The following is a 16,691-nucleotide window of genomic DNA, read 5'->3' on the forward strand; positions in this document are numbered from 1 at the left end:
ATTATTGAACAACAACATTTGTTGCTTGTGGTCCGCGGTCGCCTTCAACGATTTCGAACTCAACGTTTTGTCCTTCTTCTAAAGTTTTGTAACCTTCACCAACAATACCTGAGAAGTGTACGAATACGTCGTCTCCGTCTTCTCTCTCGATGAATCCAAAACCTTTTTCTGCGTTAAACCATTTAACTGTACCGTTATTCATAATAGAATACCCCCGTAATAAAAATAATATGTGTAAAACATTCAAACTTCTACGAGTGAATCTATTAAATAACACTACATCTCATTTGAATAATTATTACCATATCCTAACTATACAGAACATCTGTACGAATGTAAAGAAGTATATTCAGAAATCGAAAGTTTGTATGGAGAGATGTTCTTACTTGTGAAATCATCTCTTCCTTACTCTTTATATTGTTTTCCCTCTGAATAATAAGTACAAGAAGTATGGTCCTCCAATGAGTGACACGACAATTCCAACTGGAATGATGAGTGGTTCAGCGATCGTCTTACCGACAAAATCAGCAAAACTTAAAAGAAACGCACCGATTAATAACGTTCCCACAAATATAATTTTCATATCAATTTTAAACATCATGCGTGCAATGTGTGGTGCAATGAGTCCAATGAATGAAATCGACCCCGCAACACTCACACTGATACTCGATAGTAGTGCTGCTAAAACAATTAAAATAATCTTCTCACGTGTGACATGCATACCTAGTGTTGTGAGCATATCGTCATCAAGTGACATCATCGACATCTCACGTACTCTAAACAGCGTAATTATCATGATAATTACAATATATGGAATCGTCACAATAACAAATTCCCATGAGTCTCCCCAAATATTCCCCGCAAAGAATCGGTTTAACATGTCCATTTGTGTGTTATCAAACATCGACGTAAATACATACACAAACCCAGTGACACCGAGTGCCGTTGCAATTCCAATTAGAATAAATGTGTTGCTTGAGAATTTACCGCCAACAAACGATAACGCGAAAACGAGTAGCACTGTAAGTAATCCACCGATGAAACTCATTAGTGGTAGTGTGTATAAATGGTTCACACCACTATTTCCAGCAACGAGGGCAATAAATAATACCACTCCAAATCCACTACCTGCGTTCACACCTATAATCCCTGGGTCTGATAATGGGTTTTTTGAAACAACTTGCAAGATAAGTCCAGATAACGCAAGCGCTGCCCCACAGATGAGCGTGATGATGAGTCTTGGCATTCTAAATTTATAAAACACGAGCTCTATTTTGCTAGACGCTTGACCCGTTGCTAAATCCCAGATATCACTGAGCGACATTTTAAACGTTCCTGTGGTTAAAGTGAACACAATTGTCACGACAATAAGTGCGACTAATATTAAAATCTTTACACTGTTACGCATACGTATGCCCCCTTCTTCTAATGATGTATATAAAGAACGGGAGGCCAATCATTGCGATAACAGCATTCACTGGCATTTCGCTAAACATTCTTGCAAACATATCTGCTAAAACGAAGAATACGCCACCTAAAATTGCTGTAAAAATGAGTGCTTTTTTATGCAAGTGCCCAACAATCATCTTAACAATATGTGGTACAAGCATTCCTAAGAAAATAATATTTCCAACAAGTGCGACTGAAATCGCTGCAAGCATAATCGCAATAAACAAACTTACGAATTTATAGATGCGCTGATTCTGTCCAATAGAATGCGCAACGTCATCGGATAATAGTAGAACATCTAATTCTCGTGACATCAAAATCAATATGAGGATTAAAACAATCGCAACTGGCGTCACCATTAAAACATTCGACAATGTCTGACCCGCTGCCCCACCAGACGTGAAAAACATCGCGAACTGTCCGAGCCCATTTGTGATGACAATAAAGTTTGTTAACGCGAGTAGTAGTAAAGAAATCCCCGCACCTGCTAAAACGAGTTTCACCGGTGAATTATAACGTGTCATCATTAATATAAATAAACCCACTAACGCGCCACCGATAAACCCACTGATGACAATTCCAACAAACGTAATTGTCGGAACAAGCACAACAACGAGCACAATCATAAGGTTAGCTCCTGCATTAACACCTAAAATACTCGGCTCACTTAAATCATTACGCGTCACCGTTTGCATGATTAACCCTGCAACACTAATCATCATGCCAACGAGAAACGCGACTAAAACACGTGGTAAGCGAATCTCCATCAGTGTTTGCGTCACTGTATCATCGGCACCTCTATGCATTAAGCTGTTTAAAACGGTCTGAAAGGAATAATGTTCGACTCCAATCATCATGGCTAAAAAGAATGAGGCGAGCACCCCGATTAAAAGAGCACTCGCTAAAATATATGTTCTATTCATTGTGAACATCCTTTATTGTGTTACAAAATAAGTCATAAGCAGCGAGATACGGTCTGCCGGTTACCCCATCAAATTCGATTCGACCATCAATGTTAAATACATTATTTAATACGTTGTTCGTGAGCACGTCCTCTGGCTTACCGTATGTCACGATTTCACCTTTTTGCATGACAATGATTTGATCTGAATAGCGAATCGCTTGGTTTAAATCATGTAATACCATGACTACGGTCTGGCCCGTCTTACGGTTTAACTCATGCACGATGTTCAGTGTTTCAAGCTGATGGTGAATGTCTAGGTATGTCGTCGGCTCATCAAGTAACAGTGTGTTTGTTCCTTGTGCGAGTAGGAAACTAATCCATACACGCTGTTGTTGACCTCCCGACAGTTCGCTCATCATTCGATTTTTAAAATCTATTGCGCCCGTTTCTTTTAATGCCCAGTCAATCATGTCAATGTCTCTTTGTTTTAATCCTTCAAAACGTTTTAAGTGTGCGTAGCGACTGTAAGTTAACAGGTCGATTACGCGTACATCATACTGTAATCTATTTTTTTGAGATAAAATCCCGACCATTTTCGCCATCTGCTTCGATTTTAAATCGCGGATTTTGATGTCGTCGATATACACTTCACCTTTATATGGTAAAAGTTTTACGATAGACTTAAGCAACGTAGATTTACCGCAACCGTTTGGACCGATAATTGTCGTCACCTGTCCACCCAAGATTTCCATGTTGATATCTTTTAGGATTCTCGTATTTCCTACTTCGTATACGATATTTTTTAGTTCTACTTTGCTCACAAAAATCACTTCCAAATGCTTATTTCGTTAATTGATCTACAATAAATTCAAGTTGATATTCTAGTGACAGTGGGTCGTTGAACCAAAATGTACTTGAATCAAACTCAACCACACGGTCATTTTTAACTGCGTCTAAGTTTTTCCATACACTTGTCGATTCGATTGCTTTGTTTGTTGTTGGATCTCCATCACCTAAAAAGATAAAATCTCCAGAATACTTCGCAACTTCTTCAGCTGAAATCTTTTTCCAACCCGTTTCTACAACATCTTTCTCTATTGTTTCAGGCACTTTCATTTCTAACCCTTGGTAAAGAATCTCTGTTCCACGACCCCAGTTTGTACCATAGATATAAATATCTTTAGAAAAAGCTTCTGCAACAGAAACACTTGTGTCTGTGCCAAGTTTGTCTTGTACTGTCTTTTTATTTTCAGCAAGTTTTGCTTCGAAATCTTCGACCCACTTGTTTGCTTGGTCTTCTTTACCGACAATCTTGCCAAGTTCTTTATGAACATCTAAATAATTCCACTTTGCATAATCAAACCCAATTGTAGGGGCTACTTCTTTTAACTCATTAATATTCTCATCTGTGTTATAAGTGATAATTAAATCAGGGTCTAATTTTAAGACTTGTTCAATATTTCCTTCTTCGATTAATTCAATATCTCCAACTTCTTTACTCAGAACTTCTGAATCTTGAACTAAATAGTGTACACCAACAATATTTGCGTCAAGTTGTTTTAAATTACCGAAATAACCAACACCCATCACAACAATACGCTTTGGATCTTTCGGAATATCAATTTCCTCTCCATCGTCAGTGGTATATTTTACAGTTTCAGGTGTTTTATCCTTCGCTGCTTCATCTGTGTTGTCCCCACCAGAACATGCCGCAAGTACCACGACAAAAATTAAACTGAATAAAAATAAAATACGCTTCATTATGTTTCTCCTTCTTATCTAATTGATAATCATTCTCAATTAGATTATAATATGAGCAATGAAAAATGTACAATAGAAATGAGGCAAAAATATGAACAATACGGATTGTCTGATTGTTGGTGGGGGTCCATCGGGACTATTCGCTGCATTTTATGCTGGGCTACGAGGATTAGACGTAACAATTATAGAACATCAGGACCGACTTGGAGGAAAGCTGAAGTTCTATTTAGATAAGATTGTGTGGGATATCGGCGGAGTCGAAGCAAATACTGCTGCAAATATTCGCGAATCCATGGTGAAGCAAGGACTCACATTTAATCCAACCGTTCATTTGAATGAATCCGTGATGCGTATAAAGAAAGAACGTGACGTGTTTAAAGTTGAAACAACAAAAGACACACACTACGCAAATACGGTAATTTTAGCGACTGGAGTCGGTGTTTTTAGTCCGGTAAAGCTTAATTTACCAGATGCAGAAGACTTTGAGTATGAGAATCTACACTACTATATAGAAGAAACGAAACACTATAAAGATAAGCATGTGTTAATCTCGGGTGGTGGAAATTCCGCGCTCGACTGGGCCACACATCTTGCAGATGGTATCGCAGATGTCACACTTGTATGTAGAAAAGATGAACTCAAAGGATACGAAGCGACAATTAAAGAGTTAGAAAAGAAAGATGTCAATATCATTAAGCAACGTACGATTGAGGAACTCCGTTCGAACAAAGATGGCACTATGATAGAACGCGTAGTTTTATCAGGTGGTGAAGAAATTGATGCCGATATCGTATTTGTAAATCACGGGTACAAATCAGATAGCGCCTTATTAGAATCATTAAAAGGTGACATAAAAATGAACGAATACAACCAAATTTTAACTGAGGAAAGAGTAAAAACAGGTGTGGATGGACTATATGCAATCGGTGACCAAGTCCACTACGACAACCGCGTACATCTAATCGCGACAGGATATCCGGAAGCAAGTGAAGCAGTGAATTTCGCGAAGCATTATATCGATAAAGAAGAGCTGGACGGAGCTATCGTATCTAGTCACAATGAAAAATTTGATGAATTAAATAAAGAAGTAAGACAAAGTTTAGAATAATATAAATAAGAAATATAAATCATTTTAATTTTTGAACAAAAATACCCCCTCAAGCTACTTTTTACATTCTTGATAGGGGGTATTTTAATATTTCAAACGATAAACATATCGTTTATTTAGTTTACGACCATTTTAATACCTTCTGGTGTTTCTACTGTTTCGCTCGCAGCGTATGGATAATATTTGCTCATTCCCTTCACCTTTATTACCTTTTTGCGATTTTGGTATTTTATGAGTAGTGATATGAGTTATATACTATTTTGACTAAAACACAAGAAAAATAATTTACTTCATACATGAGTAAGTATATAACTATTGTTTTCACTTATTTCCATTTGGTATAATTCAATTAACCTAATTAGGAGTTGGAGTCTATGAGTTACATTGCTTGGCTAATTGTATTTTGTGAAATCGCCTTTTGGGTCGTTATTGCCATCGGGTTGGTTTTTAGATATATTTTTAGAAAAGAAAAATTAGGATTTTTATTTTTAGCTATGACACCAGTGATTGACCTGGTGCTTTTAACAGTGACTACGCTTGACTTGATGAACGGAGCAACAGCAGGATATCCACATGCGATAGCAGCAGTGTATATTGCCGTGTCACTTGTGTTTGGAAGAGATATGATCCGCTGGTTTGATGATCGTTTTAGATATTATGTAATGAAGCAAGGAGAAAAGCCAGGGCAAGTATATGGATATGACTTCGCAAAAAAATATGCAAAGTCTTTTCTCAAACACATTTTTGCGTATGCAATAGGGATTGGATTACTTTACCTGATAAAAATACTCGTACACAATAATGAGCAGACACAAGCGTTAGATGGCGTAACCAATGTTTGGACGATTGTAATTGCAATAGACCTAATCATAACACTCTCGTATTTTATATGGCCAAAGAAAAAGAAGTAGCAACTTTAACAAGTTGCTACTTCTTTTTAGTTTCATAAAGAAACACAAACATCCAACGACTGTTTGGATGAATTTTATATGGAGACGGCGGAGTTGAACCCGTGTCCAAGGATCTTGCTACACTTCTTTCTACGTGTGTAGTTCTCAATTAAAGTTTCGCATGAATGCCGGAAGAGAACGTTCCACAATTCATGCTGGTCTGATATAGTTCTTCTAGAAGTCTGCAGGCGGAAGACTTCTAGTATATCTTACTAAACAGGGACTATCTTGTTATTTAAAGAATAATCTATAAATCCTAAGATTATTCTAAGAATGCCGCTTTATTGTTTATTTAGTTTACGACCATTTTAATACCTTCTGGTGTTTCTACTGTTTCGCTCGTAGCGTCTGGAACTGAAATGTTAAATGATTTTAAGCCGTATGTGTTCATTGCATCGATTCTTGCTTTGTTACTATGCCAATTGTTCACTGCAATGTGGTGGTGATATTTATTTGAGCCTAAGAAATATGCGCTCATGACTTTAGTCGCGATTTCAAATCCGTAGTTACCATAGAATTCTGGATCAATCATCACGCCACCTTTCAAGTGCAAGTGCCCAATAATTGTACCTTCTGGCATACCTGACCACTCTGTATTACGACTTGATTCAATAATACCATCAAAATCTAAAGCTAGAGTATCCATTACCACTTGTCCATTGGACCAAGACCATGTATCTGGATCTCTATCCACATATACTTCAATACCGTTTCCTTCAGGATCAACAAGATACGTCGCTTCACTCACTAAGTGATTTCCACCCGATAGAGGAATCTGTCTACCAAACATGTATTTAATAAAACGACCGAGATCACTTCGAGTTGGAAGTAAAATTGCGATATGGAATAATCCAGCTTCACTTTGAGCTGCTACTCTACCGTTTTCTAAAACTTCAAAAGTGAATGTGTGCGTGCCACCTTCAAAACCAGCAACGAAACCCGATTCACTTTCTTCAATTAATTTCATGCCTAAAATATTTATATAAAAATCTTTCATTTTACTTAAATCTCGAATGTTTAATGTGATATTTGTTACCTGAGCATTATCCTTATGGAAGTTCATTTTAATACCTATCCTTCTTAATATGATTCCCGTATTCTACCATCATCCAACATCGTTCTATTAACGATTTGCTCAAAACAAAAATCTCAGATTAAATTAAGTTTGAAACGTGTGCGTATCTATTTGTAATTTCTTTTCCTATCTCGATCGCACATGTTGCTGCTGGACTCGGTGCATTGAGTACGTGAAGACTATAGTCATTCGATTCAAAGTAAAAGTCATCGATTAACGTACCATCGCTTTTCATTGCTTGTGCGCGAACGCCCGCTTCCATTGGAGTCAGCATGTCACCGGTAATTTCTGGTATGAGTTTTTGTGCATTTTTTACAAATGCACGTTTATTAAATGATCGATAATATTCTTTAAATCCTTCTTTTATGTTTTTTACACCCATTTTATAAAGACCACTAAACGTTAATATTTCAGTTGTTTCTTTTAAATCGAAACCGATTTTACCGTATGCTTCTTTTTTTAATCCGAGCACTGCATTCGGTCCAACATCTACCCCACCATGAATCATATTCGTAAAATGTACACCTAAAAATGGTAACTCTGGATTTGGTACTGGGTAAATAAGTGTATTGACTAGATGCTCATTTTCAGGATTAACGACAAAATATTCTCCTCTAAACGGTATAATCTTTATATCCGTATCAATACCACTTAATTTAGCGATGTGGTCGCTATATAGTCCTGCACAGTTAATGAGAAACTTCGTTTTAAACATTTGATTTTTTGTGTAGATGAAGAGCCCTTTATCATCTTTAAACACTTTTCGCACACCCGCATCAAATAAGACTTTTCCACCGTTCTTAATAAACAGTTCTTTAAGTTTATTTGTGACATCTGTATAATCTACAATTCCTGTATTTCGTACATGAATGCCTCCAACTGTATTGACGTGTGGCTCAATTTCTTGAACTTCTTCTTTTGTTAACAATTTAATATCTAGCTCGTTTTCTAATCCTCTTTGATATAAATTGTTCATACGTTCAAGTTCTGACTCATCCGTTGCCACGATGACTTTTCCGCATCTATCGTACTTAATATTGTGCGTATCACAAAATTCATACATGCTATTTGAACCATTTCTTGCGAACTTCGCTTTAAAAGATCCCGGTGTATAGTAAATTCCTGAATGGATGACACCACTATTATGACCTGTTTGGTGTTTCGCGACTTCTTTTTCTTTTTCAAGGACAACGATGTTTTTCTCTGGATACTTTTCAGATAAATGATACGCTGTACTCATACCGACGATTCCTGCTCCAACGATTAATATATCAATTTTCATTTATATCACTCCACATGATTCTGCTACAACTTCAACGAGATGTTTTACTTCTATTTTATCTGATAAACCTTCTTTTTCTACACCGATTACCATCTGCATATGACAGCCTGGATTAGACGTAATAATTAAATTTGGTTTCACTGTTTTAACGTTTTTCATCTTCATATCGAGTATTTGCATCGATGCATCAAAATTTAAAACGTTATAAATCCCTGCTGAACCACAGCATAGCGATTTTCCTGGCATATCGATATAATTTAAGCTCGGTATTTGGCGAATAATTTCAAGTGGACTATTAAAGACCTTTTGGACGTTTTCTAAATGACAAGATGGTTGATACACTGCATTCTTTTCTATTGGGTAGATTAAATTTAAATCGATTATCTCAAACAATTCAGAAATGTCTCGGACTTTCTCATTAAATTGTTTTGCAGGTGTCTCCCACTCGCTATCACCTTCAAATAATTTGTCATATTCTTTTAATGTCGCTCCACATCCACCAATTGAGTTCACGATAAAGTCACATTCAACATCGTTAAATTGTTGAATATTTTCTTTTGCAAGTTGAATCGTGATATCCACTTCACCCGCATGGTGCTGTAGAGCACCACAACACGTCTGTTTCACTTTCACGAGTTCAACTCCATGAGCTTTGAGTATTTCCATCGCGAGTGTATTAATTTTAGAAAAGAATGACTCCATGATACACCCTTCAAAATATGCAACTTTAAGGCGTGTTTCATTAGCATTATATAAATCTCGTTTTTTCATTAGTTCTGCTTCAGGTAGTGCTTGATTTAGAAGATGATATTTCTTTAAAAAGTTATTGTTTGTAACTGTAGATGCGAGTCGTTTTACTTTTGTCTTGTCATATAAGAAAGTCGCTCTATTCACGAGTTTAATCATACGTTTTGACCTCAAAACATAATCGAATGCAGTTTTTCTAACGACTCTTTCAACGATTGTTTTCTTTTTATTGATATTGAGTACTTCGACTGCTGACATTAAAATATCACCGTACTGGACTTTAGTCGGACATACCGTTTCACACGCACGACATCCAAGACAAAGTTCAATACTATCTCGCATATCTTCGATGCCTATTTTCCCTTCGGCGGTCATTTTAACTAAGTTAATGCGTCCTCTTGGTGAGTGTTTTTCTTTTCCAAATGCTAAGTACGTCGGGCACGCTGGTAGACAATATCCACATTGAACACAGTCAAACGTCTTATCGTAATCAAGTTTTTGTAATAACTGTTCACTCATTCTTTAACACAATCCTTTGTTCGTCTTTTTCCGGGAATATCTTCCCTGGATTTAGAATATTCTGTGGATCGAGTGCTTGTTTTATTAGCTTTTGGAAATTAAGTCCCGCTTCTTTTAACTCTTCTTTCATATACGCGCGCTTCATCGTACCGATACCATGTTCACCAGATAGCGTACCACCGATGGATATCGTGAATTTAAATAACTCATCAATCGCTTTTTCTGCACGTTTTACTTCATCATCGTCACGCATATTAATAATTAAATTCGGGTGTAAGTTCCCATCCCCTGCATGACCAAATATAACTAAGTTTAAATTATATTTCTCTTTTAACTCATTCACTTTATTGAACATATCTGGAATTTTACTCAGCGGTACGGTTGCATCTTCAGAGAGTTTTGTGTACCCACTTTTTACAATTGCAGGAGAGACGAGTTTTCGTACTTCCCATAACTCTTTTTCTTCATCTTTCGTCTGTGCGATTTTAACATTTGTCACGTTTAATGATGCGAGTACTTTTTTCACTTCGTTAAGTTCATCGTGTAATACTTTTTTGTTACCATCAACTTCGATTAATAGTATTGCATCTGCGTCTCTTGGGAGTCCTAATTGTCTAAAGTCTTCGACTCTGTTAATCGAGTTCTTGTCTAGAATCTCCATTTTTGACGGATGAATACCAGATGATAAAATTTTTGAAATCGACTCTCCAGCGACTACAATGTCTTCAAAAATTACCATTGCTGTTAGTGTATCTTCTGGTTTAGGTATTAGCCGTAATGTTGCTTCAGTAATAATTCCTAACGTACCTTCGGACCCTATGATTAGCTTTGTCAAATCATATCCCGTTACGTTTTTAACTGTGTTACCACCTGTTTTTACAACGTCGCCATTTGCAGTGACTATTTCTAATCCTAACACATGGTCTTTTGTCACTCCGTATTTTACACCGCGTGGACCGCCAGCGTTTTCCGCTAAATTTCCACCAATTGTACAAATTCTAGAGGATGAAGGATCAGGTGCATACATTAAGTTATGTTGATTTGCGAGTTCGTGTATTCTATCTGTGATGACGCCTGGACTTACTTTTACAATTAAGTCCTCAGGGTAAATTTCAAGTGTGTCATCCCATTGAGAAAAATCTAACACGATTCCTTTATGGACAGGAAGTGGCCCTCCAGATAAACTTGAACTTGCACCTCTAGGGTATAGCGGAATGTTATGCTCTTTTGCAATGTTTACAACTTTAACGACTTCTTCTGTCGATAACACTTGAACAACTGCATCTGGCATATACTGACCAAAAGAAGCATCATAGCTATAGGACACTCGGTCATCTACTTCTAATAGTAGTCGCGACTTAAATATATTTTTTAGCTCTTTAATTATTGAATCATTCATATCATCACTCAACTCTCGGATCACCTAGTTTTAACCGCATCGTCTCTAGGTGTTGTTTCATATATGCACTTGCTCTCTCTTCGTCTTGATTGAATATCGCATTGTAAATATCTCGGTGTTCGTTATAAACGCTTTGACGTTTTCTTGGACGATTTAAGTTCATTTTTAAAGAATATGTCAGTGCTTTAACATGAATCTCTTTAAAATTTCGAAACGTTTGAATTAAATATTCGTTTTTAGTCGATATAATAATCGCTTCGTGGAATCTATAATCCGCTTCAACACCTACATCCTCGTCATTAATCGTAATATTTTCGAAATGATTTAATGCATCTTTAATGTTTTTTAGATCATCTGTCGTTCGTCTTCTCGCACTTAACGCTGCTGCTTCAACTTCAATGATCGTTCTAATTTCTAATAAATCATAGAGCTGTCTTTCATCGAATTCCTCATATGCATGTTTACTAAGTAAAGGCGCAACACTCGTATTAATTACAAAGCTTCCTTGCCCTTGATGAGTAACGATATAATTCAAAGACTCGAGTCGTGTTAATGCTTCACGAATCGTCGCTCGACTTACATCATATTGTTTACTGAGTGCATATTGAGAAGGAAGCTTATCATTTAATTGATAAGCTCCTGTTTCAATATGTTCTAATAAGTTATTATACACTTTGTCTACTTGAGTCATTCACCTACGCAACTCCTGCTGTTCTTTTACTTTTTATAATATGGAACGCTACTAGAAGAGCGAATAATACAATTCCGACTACATCAGTTAGCGAATGAGTTGTAATGAGTAATAACGCAGTTACAACAAACAATACTTTCTCTACGATGTTTAATCTTGTTTTTAAGAATCCACCTAGACCTATTGCTAGCGCATAAATTCCGACGAAAGCAGTTAGAAGTACGAATACGAGTCTGACGTAGTTCAGCCCTTCATCTCCCGCGTCTAATAATATAATCGGATCATACGCGATAATGAACGGGATAATAAACCCTGGTAATGCCAGTCGTAACGCTGTCCAAGATGTCTCTACTGGATCGGCGTTCGCAATGCCCGCTCCTGTATATGCAGCAAGAGCTACTGGTGGTGTGACGTTTGACATCGCTCCAAAGTAGAACACAAAGAAGTGTGCTGCAAGTGGTGATACACCTGCTTGAACTAATGCCGGTGCAGCTGTTACTGCAACGACGATATATAACGCTGTAGAAGGTAATCCAAAACTTAATACAATACATGTAATCATAACCATGACGAGGATTAAGAAAAGGTTTCCTCCAGCAAGATCAATCACGTTATAAGCGAGCATCGAACCGACACCTGTCATTGAAACAACTGCGATAATGATACCTACAACCGCACACGCAATCGCAACTTGAATAGATCCAATTGCCCCTTCACGTAATGCGACAAATAATCTTGGCAATGTAATTCTATTTGATTTATCTTTCGTTAAGTATGACACGATAATTGAAGCAATGATACCCGCAAACCCTGCAAATATCGCTGTTCGTCCCATTAATAACACTGCAAACACGACGATGATCGGTAAGAGTAATGCACCACGTTCGATTAACACTGCTTTTACATCAGGAATATTATCTTTACTAATCCCTTTTAACCCTTGTTTCTTTGCTTCAGTATCCACTGCAAAAATTAGCGCGATATAGTAAAGTAATGCTGGAATTATACCTGCAATAACGATGACAGTATAAGGCACTCCTAAAAATCCAGCCATGATGAATGCCGCGGCACCCATAATCGGAGGCATGATCATTCCTCCAGTAGATGCAGCCGCTTCAACCCCACCGGCAAACCTTGGTTTTAAACCGATACTTTTCATCAGTGGAATTGTAAACGCACCTGTCGTTGCAACGTTCGCAACCGCACTACCGTTTAATGTTCCTGTTAATGCACTCGTTAATACAGCAACTTGTGCAGGACCCCCACGACGCTGACCCGCAATCGCAAGCGCAAGGTCGTTAAATAATCTACTCGCTCCACTCGCACTTAAGAACGCTCCAAATATTACGAATAGTACAATGTACGTTGACGCAATCGATAACGTGTTACCGAAAATACCTGAAGACGTCATGTATATTCTAAATAACAGTCGTTTTAAACTAAATCCAGAGTGTGCAAAGTCAATCGGGAAATACACTCCGTATACAGCGTAAACCATTGCAAATATACTGAGTATCGGTATAAACCAACCGATTGCACGTCTTGTAATTTCAAATAATACAACGATACAAAGTATCGCGAACACGTAGTCCATCGTATGTGCCTGTGACATACGGTTGACGTGTAAATCCGTATATGCAAAAAGTATGTAACCAAAAGATGCAATTGTGAGTATAATCCAAAATACATCGACTACCCCGAATTTTGCAGTTTTATCTTTCTTGTTATTCGGATATAGGAAAAATGCAAGGATCGTAATGAGCATTATAAAAATCGTGTTTCTATAAAACTCTTGAATGTTTAAAAAGCTCGAAGCGACTAACACGAAAAGTGAAATAATTACCGCAACAATAGATGCGATAATAGACGGTGTTCCTTTTAAACGCTCCATTCTCTCCTCTTCTGGAGTCAATTCAGTTTGATCTGTTTGAATGTTTAAATCTTTACTCATTTATATCACTCCTTCGCTTCTTCTGGTATTAGTTTTTCGTCGATTTCAATACCTTGCTCTTTAAAATATTTGTAGGCCCCTGCGTGAAGCGGTGTTGATAAACCGTCTAATGCAGTTTCGATACTCATCTCTCTCGCAGAGTTATGAACACCAATCATAAATTCTCTGTTCTCAAATAAAATCTTCGTAAGGTTATACACGAGTTCTTCATCCATATGTGTTGTTGTAACTAAAATATTTGGTTGTGCAATCGTTTGAATATCCTTATCTTGTTTTGGATACGTTCCTGCTTCAATCGTATATAAATACCATGCACTTACTACGTTGTTAATTTCTTCTAATTGTTCGTCTGTTACTTCTAAAATAGACGCTTTTACGTTACTCGCAAACATGTCAGTCACTGCAGAAACAGGTGTCCCTGCTGGTAAAGAACCTCCGTCAAGTCGACCATCACGCATTGCTGAAACTGTTTCATCATATCCTAAGTATTCAGGTCTAATATTATCTTTTGTAAGACCGATACCTTGCATCATCGTAATCGTAGACTGTTCAGTACCACTCGCTTGCGGTCCAACAGAGAATGAATTTCCTTCGATGTCAGAGATGTTACCGGTTTCAACTTTACTATTCATTAGCACAAAATGTTCTACGTTTGGCCAAATCATACCGATTGAACGTAAGTCTTCATAAGCATTATCCTCATAAATCCCTGTCCCTTCAGTCGCTTGCGTAGAAATTAAGTTTTGTAAAATAGCTAAATCTGCTTCACCATTTTTAAGTAAGTCTATATTCTCAACAGATCCTGCTGAAGATTGACCGTTAAATTTAATATTTTGATCGCGGTAATGTTCTGTCCAAAGTTGTCCCATACCGACACCAATCGGATAATACGTACCACCCGTTGATGCTGTCGCTATGTTGTAAATTTCTTTTTTCTTAAAGTTACATCCACTTAATATGAGTAGTAGAGACGCTATAACCGCAATAAAAGTAAATCTCTTATTCATAATTCTCCTCCTTAATGTAAACGCTTTAACTTGTCTGACTTGTTAGTATTATAAAATAAATTTCATGATTATGCAATAAATGCTCAGTTTTTGAACACAAAAAAACCTACAACTCTTACGAGCTGTAGGTAATATTTGGAGACGGCGGGAGTCGAACCCGCGTCCAAGGATCTTGCTACACTTCTTTCTACGTGTTAGGAGGCTATCTTGTTATTTAAAGAATAATCTATAAATCCTAACATTATTCTCCGAATGCCTCTTTATTTCAAACGTTAAATATATCGTTTATCGTTTATTTAGTTTATAACCATTTTAATACCTTTCCTTCTTAATCTATACTTTAAGGTCCATCTGTTAAAGTCCAGACTAGTGTCGCTTTATATTCACCAATCGTTGCTTTAACTGGATTCGTTCGAATCAGAATGCCTTCATCTTTACCAAAGGTAAATTTATAATTGTCTCCTGATTTTTCAGCATTTTCTTTATTACCAATAATTTGACGATTATTTTCACCTTCGATTAGATTAAACTCTCCATTCCTAACAAAGTATAGAGAATTTTCTAATTGATCTTTTCCATTTGTATGTGTAAGTGGAGACTTACTATACACATTCACGGAGAACCCACCTTTTTTTGTACTATGAACATTAACTTCCTGTGTAGGTTCAGTTCTATGAATAATCTTTTCTTCAGTATTATCTATGATCGTATTTTCAAATAATAGATTTTTTACTGGTAACAATTCAATAATTGTTCCTTGAACAATTATTTCTGCACCTTTAACTTCATACTTATCGACAATCGTTGAGAACACTAACTTATCATCAGCTTGAAGGTCTCCAATAGGTATATTTTTAAACGTAAATTTACCATTACTATCACTTGTCGTCTCATAAACTTTTTTCGTTCGTGTATTAAGCATTTTAATTTTACTATTTGGATGGCCATCACCTGTAATTTCTGTACTTTCATCATTCACAGGTTCGTTTACTTTAAGTGGTGCTTCAATACTTCCTGAAAATCTCATTCTCATGTTTGATGACTTGAATGATTCATTAAAATCAGGGACAACTTTTGTAATTGAAGAACTGGCATTTGTTATATTTCCTCTCATCGAGAAATCTCCGTTAAGTGCTGGTGTTTTATAGTCGGGTTTATCTATGTTATTTCTATAGCCCTCTATACTACTGTGCTTAATATTAAAGTCCTTATTAGCATTATTAGAGTAAAATATCGGACCATTATGATTGATAAAATCTACCGAGTTTGGATAGTAAATATTAATTGTAATGCTATTTCTAGTATCAAAAACTGGCGCATTATTTTGTCCAGTCTTCTCCATAATTAACTTCCCATAATCATCAATAGTTACAGTCCCAACTCCAGCTGATTTAAATGGACTATCCGCACTCTTTAAAATGATTTCTCCATCTTGATGAGCAGTTATAAAAAAATCTTTTGAATCAATAAATTCAACTGCATTCTTATTATGTGAAGTTAATTGTAATGTACTATTCGAACCAGCTTCTACATATTTTTGATAATCACCACCAGAGTATAATGCTGATCCAGACGCAGTAATAATGGCAACTGCATCGTTTCCTAATCGTATACCATTTAATTCAAAACTTCCTTTAGAGTTATTTCTTGAATGAAGACCGTTATTCTCTGCGTTTACGGTAAAATTAGCACCATCATGTATTTCATAAAATCTGTAGTAAGCTGCATAATCAGCATTAGTATTTAATGTTACGTTTCCATATATATGCATTAGACTTTCCCAACTTCGCACCAATATGTCCCCCACTAAACTCAATAATTCATTAATCTTAAGTTACTAATTTCACT

Annotated in this window: 15 protein-coding genes; 2 read left to right on the forward strand and 13 right to left on the reverse strand. The window is 36.6% G+C overall.

Going from position 1 to position 16,691, the window contains the following annotated elements; translation table 11 throughout:
* Window position 1 precedes the first annotated feature (1 nt).
* The 5 genes from TJ68_RS06800 to TJ68_RS06820 all read right to left on the reverse strand — a co-directional run bounded on the left by TJ68_RS06800 (window position 2) and on the right by TJ68_RS06820 (window position 4,114).
* Window positions 2-202: a cold-shock protein gene (locus TJ68_RS06800; protein WP_040929414.1), complete on the reverse strand. Its 201-nt coding sequence runs from the start codon at window positions 200-202 to the stop codon at window positions 2-4.
* 210 nt (window positions 203-412) lie between these two features.
* The gene (locus TJ68_RS06805; protein WP_040929415.1) at window positions 413-1,408 is read right to left on the reverse strand and encodes a FecCD family ABC transporter permease; all 996 of its coding nucleotides are present in this window, start codon (window positions 1,406-1,408) and stop codon (window positions 413-415) included.
* Entirely contained in the window at window positions 1,401-2,372 is a 972-nt protein-coding gene (locus TJ68_RS06810; RefSeq protein ID WP_040929416.1) for a FecCD family ABC transporter permease, read from the reverse strand. The genes TJ68_RS06805 and TJ68_RS06810 overlap by 8 nt, the downstream gene beginning before the upstream one ends.
* Entirely contained in the window at window positions 2,365-3,174 is an 810-nt protein-coding gene (locus TJ68_RS06815) for an ABC transporter ATP-binding protein (RefSeq protein WP_040929417.1), read from the reverse strand. The genes TJ68_RS06810 and TJ68_RS06815 overlap by 8 nt, the downstream gene beginning before the upstream one ends.
* Window positions 3,175-3,193: 19 nt before the next feature.
* The gene (locus TJ68_RS06820) at window positions 3,194-4,114 is read right to left on the reverse strand and encodes an ABC transporter substrate-binding protein (protein WP_040929418.1); all 921 of its coding nucleotides are present in this window, start codon (window positions 4,112-4,114) and stop codon (window positions 3,194-3,196) included.
* 91 nt (window positions 4,115-4,205) lie between these two features.
* Between TJ68_RS06820 and TJ68_RS06825 the strand changes: the two genes are divergently transcribed.
* Both TJ68_RS06825 and TJ68_RS06830 read left to right on the forward strand, forming a co-directional pair.
* Window positions 4,206-5,222, forward strand: a complete 1,017-nt coding sequence (locus tag TJ68_RS06825; RefSeq protein ID WP_040929419.1) for an NAD(P)/FAD-dependent oxidoreductase — start codon at window positions 4,206-4,208, stop codon at window positions 5,220-5,222.
* Window positions 5,223-5,596: 374 nt separating this feature from the next.
* Window positions 5,597-6,133, forward strand: coding sequence for a hypothetical protein (locus TJ68_RS06830; protein ID WP_040929420.1), 537 nt, complete (start codon window positions 5,597-5,599; stop codon window positions 6,131-6,133).
* 331 nt (window positions 6,134-6,464) lie between these two features.
* Here the strand turns inward: TJ68_RS06830 and TJ68_RS06835 are convergent, their stop codons facing one another.
* The 8 genes from TJ68_RS06835 to TJ68_RS06870 all read right to left on the reverse strand — a co-directional run bounded on the left by TJ68_RS06835 (window position 6,465) and on the right by TJ68_RS06870 (window position 16,635).
* Window positions 6,465-7,235 (reverse strand): VOC family protein, encoded by a 771-nt coding sequence (locus TJ68_RS06835; RefSeq protein WP_040929421.1) that lies wholly within the window; start codon window positions 7,233-7,235, stop codon window positions 6,465-6,467.
* Window positions 7,236-7,326: 91 nt separating this feature from the next.
* Window positions 7,327-8,529 (reverse strand): L-2-hydroxyglutarate oxidase, encoded by a 1,203-nt coding sequence (lhgO, locus tag TJ68_RS06840; protein ID WP_040929422.1) that lies wholly within the window; start codon window positions 8,527-8,529, stop codon window positions 7,327-7,329.
* Window positions 8,530-9,795: a (Fe-S)-binding protein gene (locus tag TJ68_RS06845; RefSeq protein WP_040929423.1), complete on the reverse strand. Its 1,266-nt coding sequence runs from the start codon at window positions 9,793-9,795 to the stop codon at window positions 8,530-8,532.
* The gene (locus TJ68_RS06850; RefSeq protein WP_040929428.1) at window positions 9,788-11,194 is read right to left on the reverse strand and encodes an FAD-binding oxidoreductase; all 1,407 of its coding nucleotides are present in this window, start codon (window positions 11,192-11,194) and stop codon (window positions 9,788-9,790) included. Before TJ68_RS06850 ends, TJ68_RS06845 begins: the two co-directional genes overlap by 8 nt.
* Before the next feature lie 4 nt (window positions 11,195-11,198).
* Window positions 11,199-11,885, reverse strand: a complete 687-nt coding sequence (locus TJ68_RS06855; protein ID WP_040929424.1) for a FadR/GntR family transcriptional regulator — start codon at window positions 11,883-11,885, stop codon at window positions 11,199-11,201.
* A gap of 4 nt (window positions 11,886-11,889) precedes the next feature.
* A complete protein-coding gene (locus TJ68_RS06860; RefSeq protein WP_040929425.1) occupies window positions 11,890-13,836 on the reverse strand; it encodes a TRAP transporter permease in 1,947 nt (648 codons plus the stop codon).
* A gap of 5 nt (window positions 13,837-13,841) precedes the next feature.
* On the reverse strand, window positions 13,842-14,843 hold the full coding sequence (locus tag TJ68_RS06865; RefSeq protein ID WP_040929426.1) for a TAXI family TRAP transporter solute-binding subunit: 1,002 nt from the start codon (window positions 14,841-14,843) through the stop codon (window positions 13,842-13,844).
* Window positions 14,844-15,183: 340 nt separating this feature from the next.
* The gene (locus tag TJ68_RS06870) at window positions 15,184-16,635 is read right to left on the reverse strand and encodes a carboxypeptidase-like regulatory domain-containing protein (RefSeq protein ID WP_148449688.1); all 1,452 of its coding nucleotides are present in this window, start codon (window positions 16,633-16,635) and stop codon (window positions 15,184-15,186) included.
* Window positions 16,636-16,691 lie beyond the last annotated feature (56 nt).

Source organism: Nosocomiicoccus massiliensis (genome assembly GCF_000438455.1).
Classification (GTDB): Bacteria; Bacillota; Bacilli; order Staphylococcales; family Salinicoccaceae; genus Nosocomiicoccus; species Nosocomiicoccus massiliensis.

Coding starts and splice junctions, on each gene's coding strand:
- TJ68_RS06800 (WP_040929414.1), bottom strand. CDS start 202: ATGAATAACGGTACAGTTAAATGGTTTAACGCAGAAAAAGGTTTTGGA.
- TJ68_RS06850 (WP_040929428.1), bottom strand. CDS start 11,194: ATGAATGATTCAATAATTAAAGAGCTAAAAAATATATTTAAGTCGCGA.
- TJ68_RS06845 (WP_040929423.1), bottom strand. CDS start 9,795: ATGAGTGAACAGTTATTACAAAAACTTGATTACGATAAGACGTTTGAC.
- TJ68_RS06860 (WP_040929425.1), bottom strand. CDS start 13,836: ATGAGTAAAGATTTAAACATTCAAACAGATCAAACTGAATTGACTCCA.
- TJ68_RS06825 (WP_040929419.1), top strand. CDS start 4,206: ATGAACAATACGGATTGTCTGATTGTTGGTGGGGGTCCATCGGGACTA.
- TJ68_RS06835 (WP_040929421.1), bottom strand. CDS start 7,235: ATGAACTTCCATAAGGATAATGCTCAGGTAACAAATATCACATTAAAC.
- TJ68_RS06855 (WP_040929424.1), bottom strand. CDS start 11,885: ATGACTCAAGTAGACAAAGTGTATAATAACTTATTAGAACATATTGAA.
- lhgO (WP_040929422.1), bottom strand. CDS start 8,529: ATGAAAATTGATATATTAATCGTTGGAGCAGGAATCGTCGGTATGAGT.
- TJ68_RS06805 (WP_040929415.1), bottom strand. CDS start 1,408: ATGCGTAACAGTGTAAAGATTTTAATATTAGTCGCACTTATTGTCGTG.
- TJ68_RS06810 (WP_040929416.1), bottom strand. CDS start 2,372: ATGAATAGAACATATATTTTAGCGAGTGCTCTTTTAATCGGGGTGCTC.
- TJ68_RS06820 (WP_040929418.1), bottom strand. CDS start 4,114: ATGAAGCGTATTTTATTTTTATTCAGTTTAATTTTTGTCGTGGTACTT.
- TJ68_RS06830 (WP_040929420.1), top strand. CDS start 5,597: ATGAGTTACATTGCTTGGCTAATTGTATTTTGTGAAATCGCCTTTTGG.
- TJ68_RS06865 (WP_040929426.1), bottom strand. CDS start 14,843: ATGAATAAGAGATTTACTTTTATTGCGGTTATAGCGTCTCTACTACTC.